General features: G+C 48.2%; 17 protein-coding genes. 4 read left to right on the top strand and 13 right to left on the bottom strand.

Annotated elements, in window-relative coordinates; translation table 11 throughout:
• Window positions 1-2: 2 nt before the first annotated feature.
• The 10 genes from ACZYR9_RS11595 to ACZYR9_RS11550 all read right to left on the bottom strand — a co-directional run bounded on the left by ACZYR9_RS11595 (window position 3) and on the right by ACZYR9_RS11550 (window position 10,041).
• Window positions 3-1,298 (bottom strand): FAD-dependent oxidoreductase, encoded by a 1,296-nt coding sequence (locus ACZYR9_RS11595; protein ID WP_488978645.1) that lies wholly within the window; start codon window positions 1,296-1,298, stop codon window positions 3-5.
• Window positions 1,282-2,316, bottom strand: coding sequence for an electron transfer flavoprotein subunit alpha/FixB family protein (locus ACZYR9_RS11590; RefSeq protein WP_488978644.1), 1,035 nt, complete (start codon window positions 2,314-2,316; stop codon window positions 1,282-1,284). Before ACZYR9_RS11590 ends, ACZYR9_RS11595 begins: the two co-directional genes overlap by 17 nt.
• Window positions 2,316-3,143 carry an electron transfer flavoprotein subunit beta/FixA family protein gene (locus ACZYR9_RS11585; protein WP_488978643.1) on the bottom strand — a complete coding sequence of 276 codons (828 nt, stop codon included), beginning with the start codon at window positions 3,141-3,143 and terminating at the stop codon, window positions 2,316-2,318. The genes ACZYR9_RS11590 and ACZYR9_RS11585 overlap by 1 nt, the downstream gene beginning before the upstream one ends.
• A 284-nt stretch (window positions 3,144-3,427) precedes the next feature.
• Complete coding sequence (locus tag ACZYR9_RS11580; protein ID WP_054817005.1) at window positions 3,428-3,628, bottom strand: cold-shock protein; 201 nt, start codon at window positions 3,626-3,628, stop codon at window positions 3,428-3,430.
• Window positions 3,629-3,875: 247 nt separating this feature from the next.
• On the bottom strand, window positions 3,876-4,409 hold the full coding sequence (locus tag ACZYR9_RS11575) for a YceI family protein (RefSeq protein WP_488978642.1): 534 nt from the start codon (window positions 4,407-4,409) through the stop codon (window positions 3,876-3,878).
• A 478-nt stretch (window positions 4,410-4,887) separates the two neighbouring features.
• Entirely contained in the window at window positions 4,888-5,658 is a 771-nt protein-coding gene (locus ACZYR9_RS11570; protein ID WP_488978641.1) for a TerC family protein, read from the bottom strand.
• 328 nt (window positions 5,659-5,986) lie between these two features.
• Window positions 5,987-7,279 (bottom strand): MEDS domain-containing protein, encoded by a 1,293-nt coding sequence (locus ACZYR9_RS11565; RefSeq protein WP_488978640.1) that lies wholly within the window; start codon window positions 7,277-7,279, stop codon window positions 5,987-5,989.
• Window positions 7,280-7,468: 189 nt separating this feature from the next.
• A complete protein-coding gene (locus ACZYR9_RS11560) occupies window positions 7,469-8,332 on the bottom strand; it encodes a MetQ/NlpA family ABC transporter substrate-binding protein (RefSeq protein WP_488978639.1) in 864 nt (287 codons plus the stop codon).
• Window positions 8,333-8,366: 34 nt separating this feature from the next.
• The gene (locus tag ACZYR9_RS11555) at window positions 8,367-8,996 is read right to left on the bottom strand and encodes a methionine ABC transporter permease (protein ID WP_488978739.1); all 630 of its coding nucleotides are present in this window, start codon (window positions 8,994-8,996) and stop codon (window positions 8,367-8,369) included.
• Between the two features lie 25 nt (window positions 8,997-9,021).
• Entirely contained in the window at window positions 9,022-10,041 is a 1,020-nt protein-coding gene (locus ACZYR9_RS11550; protein WP_488978638.1) for a methionine ABC transporter ATP-binding protein, read from the bottom strand.
• A gap of 460 nt (window positions 10,042-10,501) precedes the next feature.
• On the opposite strand from ACZYR9_RS11550, the gene ACZYR9_RS11545 reads away from it, so the two are divergent.
• The gene (locus tag ACZYR9_RS11545) at window positions 10,502-11,617 is read left to right on the top strand and encodes an NADH:flavin oxidoreductase (RefSeq protein WP_488978637.1); all 1,116 of its coding nucleotides are present in this window, start codon (window positions 10,502-10,504) and stop codon (window positions 11,615-11,617) included.
• A 197-nt stretch (window positions 11,618-11,814) separates the two neighbouring features.
• Here ACZYR9_RS11545 and ACZYR9_RS11540 read toward each other — a convergent pair whose 3' ends face one another.
• Window positions 11,815-12,063, bottom strand: coding sequence for a hypothetical protein (locus ACZYR9_RS11540; RefSeq protein WP_488978636.1), 249 nt, complete (start codon window positions 12,061-12,063; stop codon window positions 11,815-11,817).
• Here ACZYR9_RS11540 and ACZYR9_RS11535 point away from each other — a divergent pair.
• From ACZYR9_RS11535 to ACZYR9_RS11525, 3 genes are all read left to right on the top strand, one after another.
• Entirely contained in the window at window positions 12,051-12,863 is an 813-nt protein-coding gene (locus ACZYR9_RS11535; protein WP_488978635.1) for a DUF6492 family protein, read from the top strand. The two genes, ACZYR9_RS11540 and ACZYR9_RS11535, sit on opposite strands and share 13 nt — an antisense overlap.
• A 95-nt stretch (window positions 12,864-12,958) precedes the next feature.
• Entirely contained in the window at window positions 12,959-14,032 is a 1,074-nt protein-coding gene (locus tag ACZYR9_RS11530; RefSeq protein WP_488978634.1) for a glycosyltransferase, read from the top strand.
• 34 nt (window positions 14,033-14,066) lie between these two features.
• Window positions 14,067-15,446: a sugar phosphate nucleotidyltransferase gene (locus ACZYR9_RS11525; RefSeq protein ID WP_488978633.1), complete on the top strand. Its 1,380-nt coding sequence runs from the start codon at window positions 14,067-14,069 to the stop codon at window positions 15,444-15,446.
• 93 nt (window positions 15,447-15,539) lie between these two features.
• Here the strand turns inward: ACZYR9_RS11525 and ACZYR9_RS11520 are convergent, their stop codons facing one another.
• Both ACZYR9_RS11520 and ACZYR9_RS11515 read right to left on the bottom strand, forming a co-directional pair.
• Window positions 15,540-17,240: a methyl-accepting chemotaxis protein gene (locus ACZYR9_RS11520; RefSeq protein WP_488978632.1), complete on the bottom strand. Its 1,701-nt coding sequence runs from the start codon at window positions 17,238-17,240 to the stop codon at window positions 15,540-15,542.
• 198 nt (window positions 17,241-17,438) lie between these two features.
• Window positions 17,439-18,854 (bottom strand): amidase, encoded by a 1,416-nt coding sequence (locus ACZYR9_RS11515; protein ID WP_488978631.1) that lies wholly within the window; start codon window positions 18,852-18,854, stop codon window positions 17,439-17,441.
• Between the last annotated feature and the right edge of the window lie 18 nt (window positions 18,855-18,872).

Raw genomic sequence — 18,872 nt, 5'->3', positions numbered from 1 at the left:
ACTCACTTCATCACCTTCCATGCCCGGTATAGATCACGGGCGATTTTGAGCTTCTCTTTAACCGGTCCGATGTTTTCCCATATCTTCTTTTGCTTCTCTTTCTTGGAGGAGCCGTCTACGGTAAACATTTGACTCGCCGCCCGGTTCATCATGGGAATATACTGATCGAAATATTGAGGGAACCGATCGAAGTGATGGGTTGCATCCTTATATTTTTTTAGATCCTGGCCGACGAAGCTGTCCATCAGCCGCTTGCGGTAATGATCGAGCACGCGCTCGGAATAATCTCCCGCCTCTTTGGCCATTACGACGGTTTCGGCAGCCAGGCGGCCGGAGGTCATCGCCATGTTCGATCCCTCCCGGTGAATCGCATTGACAAGCTGCGCGGCATCGCCAACGACAAGGACTCCATCGCCGACAACCTTCGGCATGGAATAAAAGCCGCCTTCGGGGATCAGGTGAGCCAAGTATTCCTGCGGCTCTCCCCCTTGAAGGTAGGGGCGAATCATCGGATGATTTTTAACATATTCCAGCAGCTCGTATGGTTTTATTTTATGCTTGATGAGTCCCGAGAGTAACGTGCCGACGCCTATGCTGAGCGTATCTTTATTCGTATAAAGAAACCCGGTACCCAAGATCCCCTTGGTGGCATCACCGAACAGCTCGATGGTACAGCCTTGATCCTGCTCCAGGTTAAAGCGGTCCTCAATGATTTTGCGGTCCAGCTTAATAATCTCCATGGTGGCCAGCGCCACTTCATCCGGTCTGAACTCCCTGTGAAACCCGAGAGACTTCGCCAGCAGAGAGTTTACTCCGTCCGCCAAGACAACGACATCGGCATACAGGTCCCCGTCCGGACGGTCCGTACGCACACCTACCACGCGGCCGTTTTCTACGATGCATTCCAGCACCACCGTCTCGTTGATGAGCAATGCGCCCTGATCCACCGCCTTTTGGGCGAACCATTGATCGAATTTGGCGCGGAGCACGGTGAAATTGTTATAAGGCTCCCGCCCCCATTCCATTCCTTTATAACCGAAGGTAAGGGCCGATTCCTTATCCATCATCATAAACCGCTGCTCGACGATCGGCCGTTCCAGCGGAGCTTCTTTATAAAAGTCCGGAATGACATCCTCCATCATCTGCCGGTACAGCACGCCGCCCATCACATTTTTGGAGCCCGGATATTCGCCCCGCTCCAGCAGCAGCACCTGCACTCCGGCCTTAGCCAGCTCATAGGCACAGGCAATTCCCGCAGGCCCTGCGCCGACGACGATACATTCAAACCTCTCGGACATGCCCGTCCTCCTTTCCGCCCAGGGCCGTTCTGCACTCTTCAATCAGCAGAGGCAGGATTTCGAACGCGTCGCCTACAATCCCATAGTGGCAGTTCTGGAATATCGCCGCATTCGGATCCTTATTGATCGCGATGATGAATCCGGAGTTTTGCATGCCTACAATATGCTGGATGGCCCCCGATATGCCGATGGCAAAGTAGATTTTCGGCGTGACCGTCACACCGGTCTGCCCTACTTGATGATGATGCCCGATCCACCCCGCCTCGACCACATCGCGGCTGGCGCCGACCGCGGCTCCCAAGACCTCCGCCAGCTGATGAATCAGCTGAAAGCCTGCAGGTCCTCCCAATCCTTTTCCCCCGGCCACCACAATATCCGCTTCATCGATGCGCACTTTACGGGCGGTTTCCCGTACGATCTCCACTACTTTGGTTCGCACCTCTTCTTCCTGCAGCGGAATCGATTCTTCCACCAGCATTCCCGTTCGGCCAAACTCCGGGGACAGCGCTTTCATGACTTTGGGACGAACGGTAGCCATCTGAGGCCGGTACTTCTTGCACAGAATCGTCGCCATGATGTTGCCCCCAAAGGCAGGACGGCTGGCCAGCAGCAGACCGGTATCCTCCTCCACATCCAGCATGGTGGAATCGGCGGTTAAGCCTGTCGGCAAATCCGTCGCCACCGCGCTCGCTAAATCCTTGCCTGTCGAGGTGGCGCCGTACAGAATGATCTCCGGCTTATATTTCTGCGTGCACGCGAGCAGCGCTTTCATGTACGTTTCCGTACGGTAATGCTTATAAATCGGGGCATCGTACAAATAGAGCGTATCAGCGCCATAAGCAAATACCTTATCTGCCAAGGGCTTTACATCCTCCCCGATGACAACCCCGCCCAGCTCCGTCCCCCGTTTATCGGCCAGCCTTCTCCCCGCGCCCAACAATTCAAGCGAAACCGGAGCGACCTGGCCGTCCTTTACTTCGATATACGCCCAGACTCCCCTGTAATCCTCGAAGCTCATCAAGCTTCACCCCTTGCCTGGAACAATTCCTTCTTCTCCATCAACAAGCCGAGCAAGCGCTCCACCTGTTCCCTCGGTCCGCCTTCCAGCATGGTTCCCCCCTGCGGCTTCTGCGGCGCCCACACGGAGGATACGATCGTCGGCGACCCTTTTAATCCGAGCTGAGTCCGGTCTACATCCTCCAGGTCGCCTACGGACCATATTTGCGGCTGATAGCGTGCCGCCCGAAGCAAGTTAGGAAGTGGAGAATAAGGGACTTCGTTGATCTCTTTTTCCACGGAAAGCAAACAGGGCATTGTGGATCGAATGACTTCATAGCCGTCCTCCAGCTTGCGGTGCACGACGATATATCCTTGCTCCCGCTGTACCTCAACGATCTTCTTTACCGAGGTGAGCGGGGGAATATCGAGTCTCCTGGCGATGCCGGGACCCACTTGACCGGTATCTCCGTCAATGGTCATTTTTCCGCAGATGATCAGGTCGATCGGCCGGAGCTTGGCGATTTTGTCCAAAGCCTTCGTCAACGCATAGCTGGTGGCCAGCGTATCCGCACCGGCAAACGCACGGTCGGAGATCATATAGCCCTCGTCCGCACCGATTTCGATGCATTTCTTAATCGCCTTAACCGCCGGCGGCGGCCCCATGGTGAGCACCGAGACCGTCCCTCCGTACCTTTTCTTGAGCTGAACCGCCTCCTCCACCGCGTGAGCGTCATAGGGATTGAGGATCGCCGGCGCACTGGCGCGATCCATCGTATTGGTTTTCGGGTTCATCTTGATGATTTTCGTATCCGGAACCTGTTTAATGCAAGCGACAATATGGAGCATTGCAACATCACCTGCCTTATTATCCTAGTAAGTAGTCATAATTCAGTATATAAGGCTAATACAGATAAAATGCATGGGATTGCTTCTGCTTTACCCCCAGTGAGTTTCTTTAACGGCTCGAATGAGGTTCCGGAGGCCAAAGGTTTGGGATTAGCTTACATCCGGGTAAAACTGAAGCCCTTATCGACGGCGATAAGGGCTTCGCTATATGACAGCAAAAAGGACAGCCTCGTGGAGGCTGTCCTTTTTCGCAATGCTGTCTCATCGATGGAGACCTATGGACCTTACAGCTTTACAACGTTCTCTGCTTGAGGACCGCGGTTGCCTTGTACTACGTTGAATTCTACGCGCTGACCTTCGTCAAGCGTTTTGAAGCCGTCGCCTTGAATCGCGCTGAAATGTACGAATACATCGTTTCCGCCTTCAACTTCGATAAAGCCGAAACCTTTCTCTGCGTTAAACCATTTTACTGTACCTGTTTGCATGTGATAACCTCCAAGATTAATTTTTAACATGTTCCTTTTTTTCTGAGTCAAAAAAATTCACATATTGAAAAAAGTTCCATCTTCAAAATGATCCCCTTTTCAATATGTGAATTGTGGTTTCAAATTTCCAATTGATATTACCTTACCACAGATCATTCCACAATGCAACCGTCCAGCCCACCGATGAAAAAGACACCCGTTAGGGTGCCCTGATTCACAATGATTCCTGATGTGTATATATATCCTATTAGGCTTGTTTTGACGCTTCAATTTCAAGCAGCACTTTCACCTCGTCACCGACGAGCACGCCCCCGGTTTCCAATGCCGCGTTCCAGGTTAAGCCGTAGTCGCTGCGCTTCAGGGTACCTTGGCCGCTGAATCCGACTTTTTCATTCCCCCAAGGGTCCTTGCCTTGTCCCTCAAACGTAATGGAGAAGGTTTCAGTGCGAGTTACGCCATGAAGGCTCAGATTGCCGGTTACGTTGTACTCTCCATCGCCTTTTTTCGTAATTTGGGTCGATTGGAACGTCATCTTCGGGTTCTTCTCGACTTCAAAGAAGTCGGCTGAGCGCAAATGCGCATCTCTATCATTATTGCGGGTGTCAATACTGCTCAAATCGATACTGAATTGCACATCGGCTGTGGTCAAATCTGCTGGGTCGGCTTCAATATTCGCTTCAAAAGTATGGAAGGCCCCCTTCACCTTCGCAATCATCATATGTCTGATCGTAAATTCAATACTGCTGTGTGCAGGGTCGACAATCCATTTCGTCTTAGCCATTGTAACAACCTCCCAAAATATTTTACTTACTAATAATTATCATCTAATTATTAGTGCGTTGATATTAATTTTATTCTTTTATCCACCTTTTGTCAATCAATATTTTGGAAATGCATCCAAATTATTTTTTTGTTTCCTGCCATAAGAAAAAGCCTGCAGAATTCCATTCCATGTGGAATGGGATCTACAGGCTTCGACGCGTAATCTGACTCCATATTATTTGGCTAATCTCGCTATCCATGGAACCAAATGCTGTGCAATGTTCACATACTGAATCCGGGAAGGATATTTAATCTCCTGAGTCATAATCGAATGAACTTGGTACTCAAAAGTAATGAATAAATTGATGGCTACTAACCATTTTCTTAACCTTCAAAAGTCCAACGAATATCGTTTCTCCTTGTTTAAGTATTCACTCAATTCGAGAAAACGATTCGTGTTCTACACCGGTGATCACCGGTCCTTTCTATATTTTTTCTTATACCATTTCGCTTTCGGCTGCTTTCTTTTCTTTGGACAAGAACCAACCGCCGATTCCTATGCCTAACAGCACGCTCCAGAAGATCACCTTCCAGGTAACGCTTTTAGGGAACGTGTAGTCTAATACTCCTATATCCGGATGAGCAAGAGTCGATACGGCGAGCTTAACGCCTACCCACCCCACAATCAGGAAGGCTGCTGTTTCAAGTCCCGGCTTTTTTACCAGGAGATTTCCGAAATAGGATGCGGCAAACCGCATAATCACAAGCCCGATAATTCCGCCGGCTAAGATAACAAGAAACTGTCCGCCGTCAAGCCCTCCAATTGGGGGCAGGTTGGTTTCCGGCAGCATGACCGCCAATGCAACGGCCGCCAATATGGCATCAACGGCAAAGGCGATGTCGGCCAGCTCTACCTTCAATACCGTGATCCAGAAATTCTCCTGCTTATTCTCTACTTTCTTTTGCCGAGCCTGGTTTTTCAAAAATACATGCTTGATCAGATGATTCAAGGAAATAAAGATGAGATAAGCGGCTCCGAGGGCCTGTACCTGCCAAACATTGGCCAAAAATGAAATGATAAACAAGGATGCAAATCGGAATACGAATGCTCCTGCAAGTCCATAAAAGAGAGCTTTTTTCCGCTCTTTTTCCGGCAGGTGCTTGACCATGATGGATATGACCAGAGCATTGTCAGCAGCCAGAATCCCTTCCAAGGCGATAAGAACCAATAAAACCCAGCCGTACTCCAATAATAATCCGACGTCCAAGCTGATCTCCCCTAGTCAACAACGATTCTGTGCCTATTATTTCATATCAAGTAACAAAATATACCTTGACTGTGAGAAAGGTATGGTATCCCTTAGTCTGATTATTGGAATACCTCTACCCTCCGGCAACGATATCGCATGCTACAAAAATACGGTTGTCCCATAAAAAGCTGAGATCTGGGACGTCTCTTCTTGGCGGCTTTATGGTAAGCTGCTTCTCTTTAAAATTATAGCATGTCCCGCCGATCTTAATAAAGGACGATAATAGGCGAAATTCAACCCCTTCGGGTCAAATTCGCCTGAATTTGAAAACTATCGAACCGCCGCGTTATTGGGCTAACGGGAGCTCAACACATACTTCCGTTCCTTGATTATATGTACTCTGTACACGGATCGCACCTTCAAAATGGTCCAGAAGCTTCCTCACCATATAAAGCCCTATGCCTTGTCCGCTTTTTTCGTGATTGAATTTCCCGTATTTTTGAAATAAATTTTGCAGCTGGTGTTCATGCATCCCTACACCATGATCCTGTATCTTCATAACCACTTTCTTCCCGTCACCCACGGCCGAGAAGAAGACCTGCGATTGCTCATGACTGTACTTGATCGCGTTACTCAATAAATTAGACAATATTAATTTAAATCCGATCGCATTGTTTAAAAGCTTCTCGTTCCCTTTCAAATCGAGTGTATAAACCAGCTGAATCTCTTGGGTTCTCGCTTTGATGCTCATGAAATCGATTACTTCTTGGATATTCGGTAGAAGCGGGATCATCTCTTTATTCCACAGCAGTTCATTCGATAACATTTGTTCCGTATAGATAATATAAGAAATTTCATTGTCTATAATATCCACATAGTCGGCTATCGATTTCAATTTATCCGCACTGCCCGGACTTATTTGAGCCTCCGATTTAAGCACCATCGAAGCGTATGCTTTGATCACCGTGAGCGGATTGCGGACTTCGTGGGAAACCACATGAACAAAATCAAGCTTTTGTTTATATAAATCCATTTCGGATTGCATTTCGGACTGAACCGAAAGGGATGGAAAAATGACCGTTTCATCGGTATTCTTGTATAAATTGGAACGGATCATTTCATGGTCCGTCATTAGGTACTCATGACTTCTCATAAGCTTCGTAAGAAGTGAGGCCGGTACACTTTGGGCGTCATAGGCACAGACCGATACCAATCCCAATCCGTTCACATTGCCGTCTGCTATGGTTTCGTACTTCTCAAGCGTATCGACAATACCGTCTGCTTCCTTCCATTCCACATGAGCCCATGTTCGAATGGAAATCCGCCGTTCAAGGAAAGGCTTTAAAATGTCTTGAAAGTGACTAATAATGCTTTGATAATGAAAATCGCCATGAATTCCATAAAATTCGCAGCTGTCAAAAAAATGAACTTTACCCTGTTGTTCATCGGATAGAATCTGCTTCAGCTTCTCCTTAACCAAAAGGGTTCTTTCTTTAGAGTCAATAATTAAAATATGATGCTCCTGTTCCAGACCCGTAACAATATATGAAAGCGTATTATTTATGTAATACTCCAAATCATCGTAAAAATATAAAATATGCCCGCCGTTTGAGATTTGTAACTTTTTTGTTAATTGCATGATGGTATTTCCGTTCATATCAGCACCTCAAATGTAAAAAAGTTACAAAATTTTAGGGTACAGTGCTTCTTGAATGATTATATATTCACAAACATTATACAAAAATATTGTCGATTTTAAAATTCATATTTTCCAAGAGTGGACAAAAAAATTAGGCTCTCCTAAGCGGAAAGCCTAACTTTTTTTGCATTACTTCTTTGTCATCCATTCCGGTTTGGAGAAGCCTTTGAATTGTTCGTCGATTGTTTTCTCAAACTCCGGCGATTCAATTGCAGCTTTCAGATCCTTGGCAAATTGGGATTCAACATCTTTCGTATTTACAACCAGTACGTTGCGGTAGTTTTCCGCCATATTTTCCAGCTTCAAAGCAGCCGTCAAATCCATTTTGGCGGCAAGTGCAAAGTTACCCGGAACTGCAGCCAGATCAGCGCTGTCTACCGTACGCGGAAGCTGAGCGGCCTCGAGCGGTTTAACGACAAGCTTCTTCGGATTCTGGTCGATGTCCTTCTCGGAAATTTTCGACGGATCGGCATCCTTTTTGATCGTAACCAAGCCGATATCCTGAAGCATAAGCAGCGTGCGGGCCAGGTTGGCCGGATCGTTGGCTACCGTCAACGTGCTGCCTTCTTTGATTTCATCAAGCGATTTAAACTTGTTGGAATACAGACCCATTGGTGCAGTCGGTACATTGATAACTTCTTTCAGATCCAATTTATTGTCTGCTGCGAATTTTTTCAAATAAATAATGTGCTGGAACAGGTTGGCGTCAATCGAGCCGTTGGCAAGCGCCTTGTTCGGCTGAACATAATCGTTGAACTCCACAACTTCAACCGTGTAGCCCTTGCTTTCCATGATCGGCTTAATCGCTTTACCGACCATATCGCTGTATGGGCCGGCCGTCGCTCCGATTTTTAAAGCCTTCTTTTGCTCCTGCTTAGGTGCATCTCCTGCCGGGGCAGTGCCGCTGTTATTCGCAGCCTCCTTGGCTCCGCAGCCTGCAAGCAGCGATAATACCAATGTCAGAATCATAATGAGTACAGCGTTTTTTCTCACAGTTTTCCCTCTCCTTTTTACTTTACTATCTATCTCAACGCTTATCTACCTTACGCGCAGCCCAATCGCCGATATGTTGAATGATTTGAACCAGCACGATGAGCAAAATAACCGTTGTAAACAAGACTTGATTATCGTATCGGTAATACCCGAAGCGGATGGCCAGGTCGCCGATACCGCCGCCGCCGACGGTGCCTGCCATGGCAGAGAAGCCGAGCAGGCTGATCGCCGTGATTGTAAGCCCCGATATAATCCCCGATTTGGCTTCCGGCAGCAGCACTTCACGTATGATAAGCCACGGCTTCGCGCCCATCGCCACCGCCGCTTCGATTACGCCTTTGTTTACTTCACGCAGCGAGGCCTCCACCAGCCGCGCATAGAAAGGAATAGCCGCTACCGATAGCGGAACTGCCGCTGCCGTCGGTCCGATGGTCGTGCCGAGTATCCACTGCGTAAACGGCAGGAGCAGCACAAGAAGGATCAGAAAGGGGATGGAACGAACCATATTCGCCACAAAGCCTAACACGGCATTGAGCGCACGATTCTCGGAAAACAAGCCCCGGTCACTGACAAAAAGCAATATACCGATCGGTATGCCAAGCACGATGGCTGCACCGAGCGAGATGCCGACCATGTACAAGGTTTCATAAAAGGCCTTGAGCATATCGGGCAACAATTGAAGGAAATCGCTACTCGACACGGTTTACCACCTCCACTCCGCAGGATCGATCGACCAGATATTGCAGCGCGTTGTCGATCTCTTGAGATTCTCCCGTCACTTCCATAATAAAAGTGCCCAGAGGCTTATCCCCGATATACTCAATCTTGCCATGCAGGATATTCGCCTTGATTCCGCTCGATTTTAGCATGTCATGAATAATCGCTTGTTCGGCCGCTTCATCGCGAAATAGCACTTTAACCACTTTCCCGGCCGGATCAAGCTTGTCCCATAATTTCTGGGGAAGCTTGAACTCCAAGGTATTGGAAATAAACTCTCGGGTCAACGGCTGAATCGGGTTGGCGAAAATATCGTAAACCAAACCTTGTTCAATGATTTTTCCGTCCTGCATGATGGCCACATGATCACACAAGTCCTTCACCACTTCCATCTCATGTGTGATAAGGACAATCGTCAGCCCCAGGGTTTCATTGATATCCCGAAGCAGCGATAGTATCGATTGGGTTGTGGTCGGATCGAGAGCGGATGTCGGCTCGTCGCACAGCAGCACCTGCGGGTCATTAGCTAGTGCCCGCGCTATACCTACTCTTTGCTTCTGGCCGCCGCTGAGCTGAGCGGGATAATGATCGGCCTTATCAGCCAATCCCACAAGCTGCAAAAGCTCGGTGACCCGTTTGTCGATCACAGAAGGAGCTTTACCCGCGGCCTTGAGCGCGAACGCCACGTTCTCGAACACCGTTTTGCTGCTGATCAAATAGAAGTGCTGGAAGATCATCCCGATTTTTTGACGGGCAAACCTAAGCTCTTCCTTCGAAAGGGACGTCAAATCGACGCCATCAACCAAAACCTTGCCCGAGGTAGGCTTCTCCAGCAGATTGATACACCGAAGCACCGAGCTTTTACCGGCTCCGCTGTATCCGACAATACCGAAAATATCCCCTTTGCGGATGGTCAAGTTGACACGGTCGACACCGACCACAGCTCCCTTTTTGGTCTTATATTCTTTATGCAAATCAACAAGTTGAATCATATCGTCCCCCCAAGCAAAAACACCTTTTCCGCTAGAAAAAGGCGTCACCCATACGAAGTACACTACTTCAGCTTATCTTCATGTCGATAATAGCGGTAACTGTAAAATGGTACAGACTGAGTAAATCATACTACCTCGATAGGGTACTGTCAATAAAATGGATTGGACAAGTTGTCGAATGCCGGCAATGTCCACATTCTTTCGGTTCGCTTAAATGTACCCTGAAACCGAGGGCAGACATTAGTATCCTTTTAGATACTATGTTACAAAAAAGTTTGTACTTGTATTTAATAGTTAAATGACTAATAATAACCCTAATCTCCATTATAGCTGCCGCTGACCCTTTGTTCTATTGTAAAAGGCTGGACGGCTATCCTAGAGAGCATCTGTGGATGATTCAACCATCAATTGGTTAAACCTATTATTATTGCTCTGCAAAGAGGACAAGGAGTGAATTCAAATGACCGCATCAACGCCAACCGAATATTTCTCAACCCTTTTTTCAGAAGTCCAAATCGGCCGCTTGAAACTAAAAAACCGGATAGGGGTAGCCCCGATGACTCGAGTTACCGCTACCGACGACGGCCAAGCCACGGACATCATGCGGAAATATTATGAAAGCTTTGCCAAAGGCGGGTTCGGCCTCCTGATTACAGAAGGCGCCTATCCTGATGAAGCTTACAGCCAAGGGTACTTTAATCAATCCGGAATTGCGAACGATAAGCATGCCGCAGCATGGAAAAAAGTGACGGACGCCGTTCATCAAGCCGGAGCTAAAGTGATCGTCCAGTTAATGCATGCGGGAGCCCAAGGGCAAGGAAATACGTATAAAAATCAGTTTATCGCGCCTTCCCATGTTCCGGCCAAGGGAGAAAAGCTGCCGATCTATGTGGGAGAAGGTCCCTATGACCAGCCCAAAGAGATGACCAAGGATGATATCCGGGATGTGATCCGCGGCTTTGCCGAGGCGGCCAAACGGGCTAAAGACGCAGGCTTTGACGGCGCGGAGATTCACGGGGCCAATGGCTATTTGCTGGACCAGTTCTTAACCGATTATATGAACCAGCGTACGGATGAATATGGCGGTTCGACGGAAAAGCGCGTTCGTATGCTTATTGAGGTCGTGGAGGCCGTTCGTCAAGCGGTTGGCACCGATTTTATCGTAGGCATCCGCATTTCCCAAGGGAAAGTCAGTGATTATCATCATAAATGGGCCGGCGGGGAGAAGGATGCCGAAATCATCTTTTCGAGCTTGTCCAAAGCAGGCGTCGACTATATTCACGTAACGGAATATGATGCGACCAGACCGGCTTTTGATGGAACGGAGCTTTCCCTTGCGGCGCTCGCCAAAAAATACGGAACCGTACCTGTCATCGCAAACGGGAACCTGGAAGACCCTGAGAAAGCGGAGCAGCTGCTGGCACAGGGCGAGGCCGATTTGATTACCTTGGGCAAAGGTGCGCTGGCCAACCACGATTGGCCGCAGCGCGTAGCCAAAGGCCAGGCGCTTCAGGAGTTTAACCCTGAAATTCTGGGTCCCAAAGCGAATATCAAGGAGCAAGAAATCGAAGCCTAACGATCCTTCTTATTGAAGGAACAGCTGAAGTATTGAAAAAGCCGGTGTCCCGATGATTTCTCATCGGGACACCTTTTTGTTTGTCGGTTAGGGAGCCCTGTAAAAATCAGAACTCATCCCTCTTAGGGTGAAACACTCTTTGAATAGGTAAAGCTTGATTCGAGTAAGAGTATTGATATATATTATAACGTATAAGGTTAGGATACTTTACAATTATTGTTTTTAATACTATATATACCTCTGGTATATACGTTTCCAGGCCTGCGGAACTTGGGTTGTGCTAACAAAATTGCCATTTCTTCTTCATTTTCAAACGGAAATCCTTTAGCGGCTTTTCGTTGGCGCACCGCCCCTTGCCCAAACCTTTTCCTTCCTGAGCACATATCATAGTGCAGATCAGTTTTTACAGATTCCTGTAAACGGAGATGAAAAGATGGCACTTCCAAGCCAAAACCCTCCCAAAATCGATGTACTGATCCCCGCGATTGAGAAGGATTTGGGGACACTTCCCTATGTCATTGATGCCATAAGAAAGTATGTCAAGCATCCTATCGGCCGCATGATAATCGTTTCGCCCAACAGCCAAAAAATCAAAGAGCTATGCCGCCGGAAAGGGTGCCAATTTATTGATGAAACGACCGTCCTGCCGATCACCAAAAAACATATTCATTACCGTTCCAGCAAATGGGACCGGTCAGGCTGGCTTTATCAGCAGCTGTTAAAGCTCGGCGGCGACTCCCTCGGTACCCAAAAATTTTTCTTAGTGATGGATGCCGACACGGTATTGATTCGTCCCCACAGGTTTAGAATTGGCGGGAAAACCGTGTTTTATTGCAGAAATTGGAGCCAGGATGAATACTTCAAAACCTATAAAAAGCTGCTGGGCAAAAGGGCCGCCTCCCCCTCCTCCTTTGTAGCACACTATATGCTGTTTGAGAAATCAAAGCTTGCCGAACTGAAGAAGGCTATTGAAGACCGACATCATACAAGCTGGTATTCGGCCATCATAAGGAATACCAACAAGTCAAAGCCGTTCGGCTTTTCCGAATTCGAAACCTACGGAAACTTCCTCTACTCCAGATATCCCGGGCGATTCATACGGAAGAAGGCTTTGAACAAGAGCTTCAATATGAATGCTTCGCAGTTATCCCCAGCCAAAATCAAAATGCTGGCGAAATTGTACAGGTCTGTCTCCTTTCATAAACGGAAGTGGTATGCAAGAAAGCCTATGGGATCAAACCCATGACACCCTATCAAGTGACATGGAGAGGACCGGTAAGGAGAGCCAGCGGTCTAGGCTTAGCGAGCAGGGAATATGTTCTTGCTTTGCGGAGACAGGGTGTGAAGGTCAAAGTGGGCGGGGGAGCTCATCCTTTGACCGGGAATCACGACAGCCTCAAGACCCCTCTTGCGAAATGGAAACGAAAGCCATATGCTAACAACAAACCCAAGGTGTTAATCCATCATTATCCGCCAAACACCATTAACCTGAAAAAGGAAAGAAAACGTTACGATTACATCATCCTGAATACCGTATGGGAAACGACCCGAATCCCGCAAAGCTGGCTGCCTAATATCAATCAGTTTGATGCCGTTTTCGTCCCTTCGGTTCACAATATGAAAGCCATGAGAAACAGCGGCGTGAAGGTGCCTGTATTTATAGTCCCGCATGGAGTACACACCCATATCTACACGCCAAAGAATAAAAAACTGCCATTAAAACGGCTTTTAGGAAGGTTCATATTCGTATCCGTATTTGGCTTTCAGCACCGCAAAAATCCTGAAGCCTTACTAAGAGCCTATTGGGAGGAGTTTTCTTCCGCCGACCCGGTCGCACTAGTGATCAAAACGAACGGATACAGACGGCATGAAAACGAACATTGGATTAAAAGCCAAATCGACAATTACAAAAAAAAGCTCCAAATCCGCAAAAAAACGGCTCCCGTCTCCATGATTGCCCATCGTCTGAGTCCGCAGCAGCTTAAAGGGATTTATACGCTGGGAAACGTCTTTGTACTGCCTACGCGGGGAGAAGGCGTAGGCTTGCCGTTTCTCGAATCGCTATCGAGCGGCATTCCCGTGATCGCCACCGGATGGGGCGGACACATGGACTTCTTGCATTCCGGAAATTCCTTCTTCATCCGTTATCGGCTTGAACCTCCGGCGGTCAGCATGAACAGCAAGCACTCCATCTCACGTACGTTCCGCCATTTGTTTGCGCAAAAAGGACAGCGCTGGGCGGAAGCCGATATTCGAAGCTTAAGAAAACAAATGAGATTGGCCTATCAAAATCCGGCGCTTTGCAGACAAAAAGGAAGACAAGGCCGAAAGGATATGCTTCATCAATCTTGGGACCATGCCGGACTTGCATTGAAACAAGCTATCGAAAAGGTGATCCGAATCAAAAAACTTTAAAGTTCCCGAAAGCTTCCTGTAAGGAGGAATAGTCGTGCGAATCGTTTTGCTATCGGGCGGTTCCGGAAAAAGACTCTGGCCGCTCTCCAATGACATCCGCTCCAAAATTTTTCTTAAGCTATTGAAATCTCCTGACGGCGGCAAGGAATCCATGATCCAAAGGGTCTGCAGACAATTGGAATCGGCCGGACTGCTTCCATTCACATCGATTGTTACTCATCAAAGCCAGGTTGAAATTACCCAAAACCATATCGGCGACCGCATCCCCGTCATCAGCGAACCCCATAAAAGAGGGACATTCACAGCCGCTGCATTAGCTGCAGCTTATTTCCATTCCAAAATGCATATCGACATAGACGAAACCCTTTGTATTCTTCCCGTTGATTTATTCGTGGAGGATGCCTTCTTCCATATCCTTCACCAATTTCCTGATATTCTTGCCCGATCCAAAGCAGAAATAGCCTTACTGGGAAGCGCACCAACTCATGTCTCCACCCAATATGGATACATTGTGCCCAAGCGCAAGTACAAGGCGGGCTACCATTCGGTTGCCCAGTTTGTTGAGAAACCCGACTCCAGCCATGCAGGCCTCCTCATTCAAAAAAACGCTTTATGGAATTGCGGTGTTTTCGCTTTTTCCTTACAATTTATGCTCTCTTACTTAAGCAGCCTCGGTCTGCCCGTTGATTATGAACAATGGCTTGATCTTTATGAGCAGCGGCCTGAACTGAGCTTTGATCATGAAGTAGTGGAGAAAAACCGTCATTCGGTCGTGATCCCCTACCGAGGGATCTGGAACGACTTGGGCGGATGGGATACCTTAGCGAATCATCTCGACAGCAGCGTTATCGGTTTAGGCCAAGTGTCTGCGGACTCGTTGAATACCCATTTGGTCAATGATCTCTCCTATCCCGTTCATGTAATCGGTGTATCCGATCTTATTGTAGCCGCAAGCCCTGACGGTATTCTTGTCTCCAATAAAGCCAAAGCGAATCAAATCAAGCAGCAAATCAGCGGGGTCCGGAGAAGACCGATGTATGAAGAAAGAAGATGGGGGACCTATCAGGTATTGGACCATTCAAAAAGGGAAAACGAGATCGAAACCCTGACTAAAAAAATCGAGCTGCTTCCAGGCAAGCACATGAGCTATCATTCGCATCAAAAGAGAAATGAGATTTGGACCGTCATTTCCGGTTCCGGAGAGCTGATTTTGGAGGATCGGCTCAGCACCATTCAAACCGGTGACGTGATTCAAATCCCGTCCGGAGCCAAACATACGGTGAAGGCCATTTCTCCGCTTGCATTCATTGAAGTGCAGTTAGGAAATGACCTTGACGAGGACGATATCATACGGGTGGAGCTGACCTGGGAAAAAGCCGTAGAGCATGCTAAAAGAAAGAACCCGTCTTCTTAGCCTCCTGCCTTACAGCCGTTTCGTGGAGCGGGAAAAAGCCATACAGCAAAAAGACCGCCCCTGGCCATCGACATAGGGGCGGTCCCTTTTGAATTATACCTTAAAGGAAGACATTTGCTTTTGCAAGCTTACGGCCATATCCGATAGAGCAATGGCCGCTGCAGTAATTTCCTCCATAGATGCCAGCTGTTCCTCTGTAGATGCCGCCACCGAATGGGTATGGCCGGCATTTTCTTTGGAGATCGTTGTGATGCCCGTAACAGTTGCGGAAACCTCCTGTGCGCTGGCTGACATTTGCTCCGCCGTCGCGGCCATATCATCGATTTGGGCCCCGATCTGCTCCATGGCGGATAAGATTTCTTTGAAGTTTTCCTGGGTTTTACCAACGATCGTCAGCCCGTCCTGCACATCGGATGTGACTTGTTCCATCGATGTGGTGGACCGAACCATATGCTGTTGAACTTCATGAATTAACTCCGAAATCTTTGCCGACGATTGCTGCGATTGCTCGGCAAGCTTTCGCACCTCACCGGCCACAACGGCAAAGCCTCTACCATGCTCGCCTGCTCTAGCGGCTTCAATCGCGGCATTCAAAGCCAGCAAATTCGTCCGGGTGGCAATGTCGCTAATAACGGTGGAGATTTCCCCGATTTCTTTGGATCTTTGATCCAGCAGCTGGATGGCATCCCCGGTTTCATTCACTGATTGATGGATCGCATTCATTTGTTTAGCCGTGCGTTCTACAAATTCTCCACCCTGTAAAGCCTTTTCTGCGGTATGCTTGCCATTCTCCGCGATATCGGCTGAACGCTCAGCAATATTTTGGATGCCGATGGATACTTCCTCTAACGCTTTTTCGCTTTCTTCCACCATCAGAGTTTGGCTTTCGGCGCCGCTGGCTACCTGCTGAATCACCTCTGTGATTTCTTCTGTCGCTTTGCTGGATTGTTCAGCCCCGGCAGTGAGTTCTTTGGACGAAACGGCCAGCTGCTCCGATGTTTGCAGAACTTCAATGACCATGCTCCGTAAATTGGCTCTCATTTTATTAAAGCTGTTGGCCAGATCGCTAAGCTCATCACCGGCCTGATCAGCCGCCTCCGATGTAAAATCTCCATGCCCGGCCCGGTCCATAGCTATGGAAATAACGGATAATCTTTTTTTCAATCTTCTGGAGAACCACAGAGAAGCGAGTGCCGAAAGTGCGATCATCGCCATTAAGACGAAAATGAATATTTTCAGGAAAGAGTTTATCGTGTGGTCGATCATGTCTTGTGACGCGCCTACATAATAAATACCGACGATTTCCCCGTTCCCGCTCTTAATCGGCATGTATGCGGTTTGAAAGGTTCGACCGGCGACGTTAGCTTCACCGTAGTAGGGCTCTCCCTTCTTTAACACCACCTCCGCTACGGCTTCAGAGACTTGGGTTCCTACAGCGCGCTGCCCGTCCCTTATGACATTCGTAGCCACTCGCGTATCCCCTTGAAAGATGGTTACGGTATCTTTAGTTATATTGCCGATTTCGTCCACAAGCTCAAAGTTATCATTGATCACTGTCGCGCCTTTAACTAATTTTCCGTCCTTAACAGCCCAATCTCCGGCATGCTTGGTTGAAATATAACGGAAGCTTAATTCCAGATCTCCCTTTGCCTTTTCAATCGCGACTTCCTTGATGCCCACTTCGATTTGATGAATGACAACAGCCCCGGTTGTCACCGATAAAAATAAAATAATACCCAAAATGATCAAATTAATCTTTGTACCCAATTTAAATTTCCATTTTTTCTTATTCATAAGATGCCCCCTTATCTCTTTATATAAAATATTTGTCGACAATAACCACGTAAATCCTTAGTCATTCTTGATAAAGTTCATAAATTATTATTCATCCGTCGTTATATGTCTTACCATTGGACAATTGTCCATAAAAAAAGAGAAGCTTTCGCTTCTCTCTCGCTCCCTACAAGCCCATAGGAATGTGACCGGCGAGGATTATTTGATCTCCCATTGCAATGCAGGAATCGCGGTTTCCTTTTCAAAAGCGGCACCAAATTGATACAATACCGCCTCATCAAAAGGTCTCCCGATCAGCTGCATACCGATCGGTAAGCCCGTCTTGGAAAAACCGCATGGAATCGAAAGACTGGGCAGTCCCGTTAAATTGGTCGGTCCCGTTAACCGCAGCAGCGCGGCCCGTACCGGCTCGCTCTGTCCTTGAATGCGGATTTCCCTCTGCCCGATATCCGGAGGCAATATAGGGAGAGTTGGCGTAACCAACACATCCACCTGCTCGAAGGCACGACCAAAGGATTCCAGAGCGCGGCGGCGAATATCTTGTGCTTTCACGTATTCATACCCCTTGGGTTCCGCGCTTGCCTGAAGCCGCTCCAGCACTTCCGGATGATATTTTTCCGCAGAAGAATGGAGAAGCTTCTCATGAACGGCATAAGCTTCACTTTGGATCGTTTTCAGCTGAGCCCATGAAACTTCGGACAGCACCGGAATATCCACCGTTCGGATTTCTGCGCCCATGATTCTCAACAGATCGATGGCTTCCTCCATTTTGGCACGGATCTCGTCGTCAATAAGGTCAAAGAAGAAGCTTGATGGAATACCAACCGTCTTCCCGCGAATCGATTCCCCTATGTAACGCGCAAAATCCTCTCCCGGCTGCTGCACCGAATACGGATCCTCGGGATCGTGGCCGGCTAAGATGCCCAGCATCTCCGCGTTATCCTGAACGGTCCTTGTCATCGGTCCGATATGGTCCAGCGTGTATCCCAGCGGATAAACTCCGTGTTTGCTTACTCTTCCGAAGGTAGGCTTCATTCCGACAATACCGCAAGCCGAGGAAGGGATCCGGATGGAGCCGCCGGTATCGGTTCCTAAGGCTCCGAAGCAGAGCGCCGAAGCGACGGCCGCCCCGGAGCCGCTGCTGGACCCTCCGGACATTTTGGACGTATCATAGGGATTGCGCACCGGGCCGAAATAAGAAACATCCCCCATCGATCCATAGGCAAATTCATGTGTATTTAGTTTTCCGATCACGATGGCGCCGGCCTGCTTTAATTTGCGGACCACGCTGGCGTCCGCATCGGGTATAAAGTCCTTGTAGATCTCAGAGCCCATGGTCGTTTTTATACCTTTGGTGTAAATCAAATCCTTTAGTCCGACAGGAATCCCGTGGAGCGACCCTCTGTATTGACCCGCCATGATTTCAGCTTCGGCCTGCACGGCCTGTTCAAGAGCTTCCTCCGCAGCAACCGTAATAAAAGCATTGAGCACCGGATTGACGGTTTCTATTCTTTGCAGCAGCGGATTAACAATATCCTTCGGGGATACCTCCTTACTGCGAATCTTCTTCGAAAGCGTCGTGATATCGAGCTTTAACAGATTAGAATCGGACATTGTAAATCTCCTCTCACC

This window comes from Paenibacillus sp. F024 (assembly GCF_057814255.1).
This window is presented reverse-complemented; position numbering and strand designations above follow the sequence as displayed.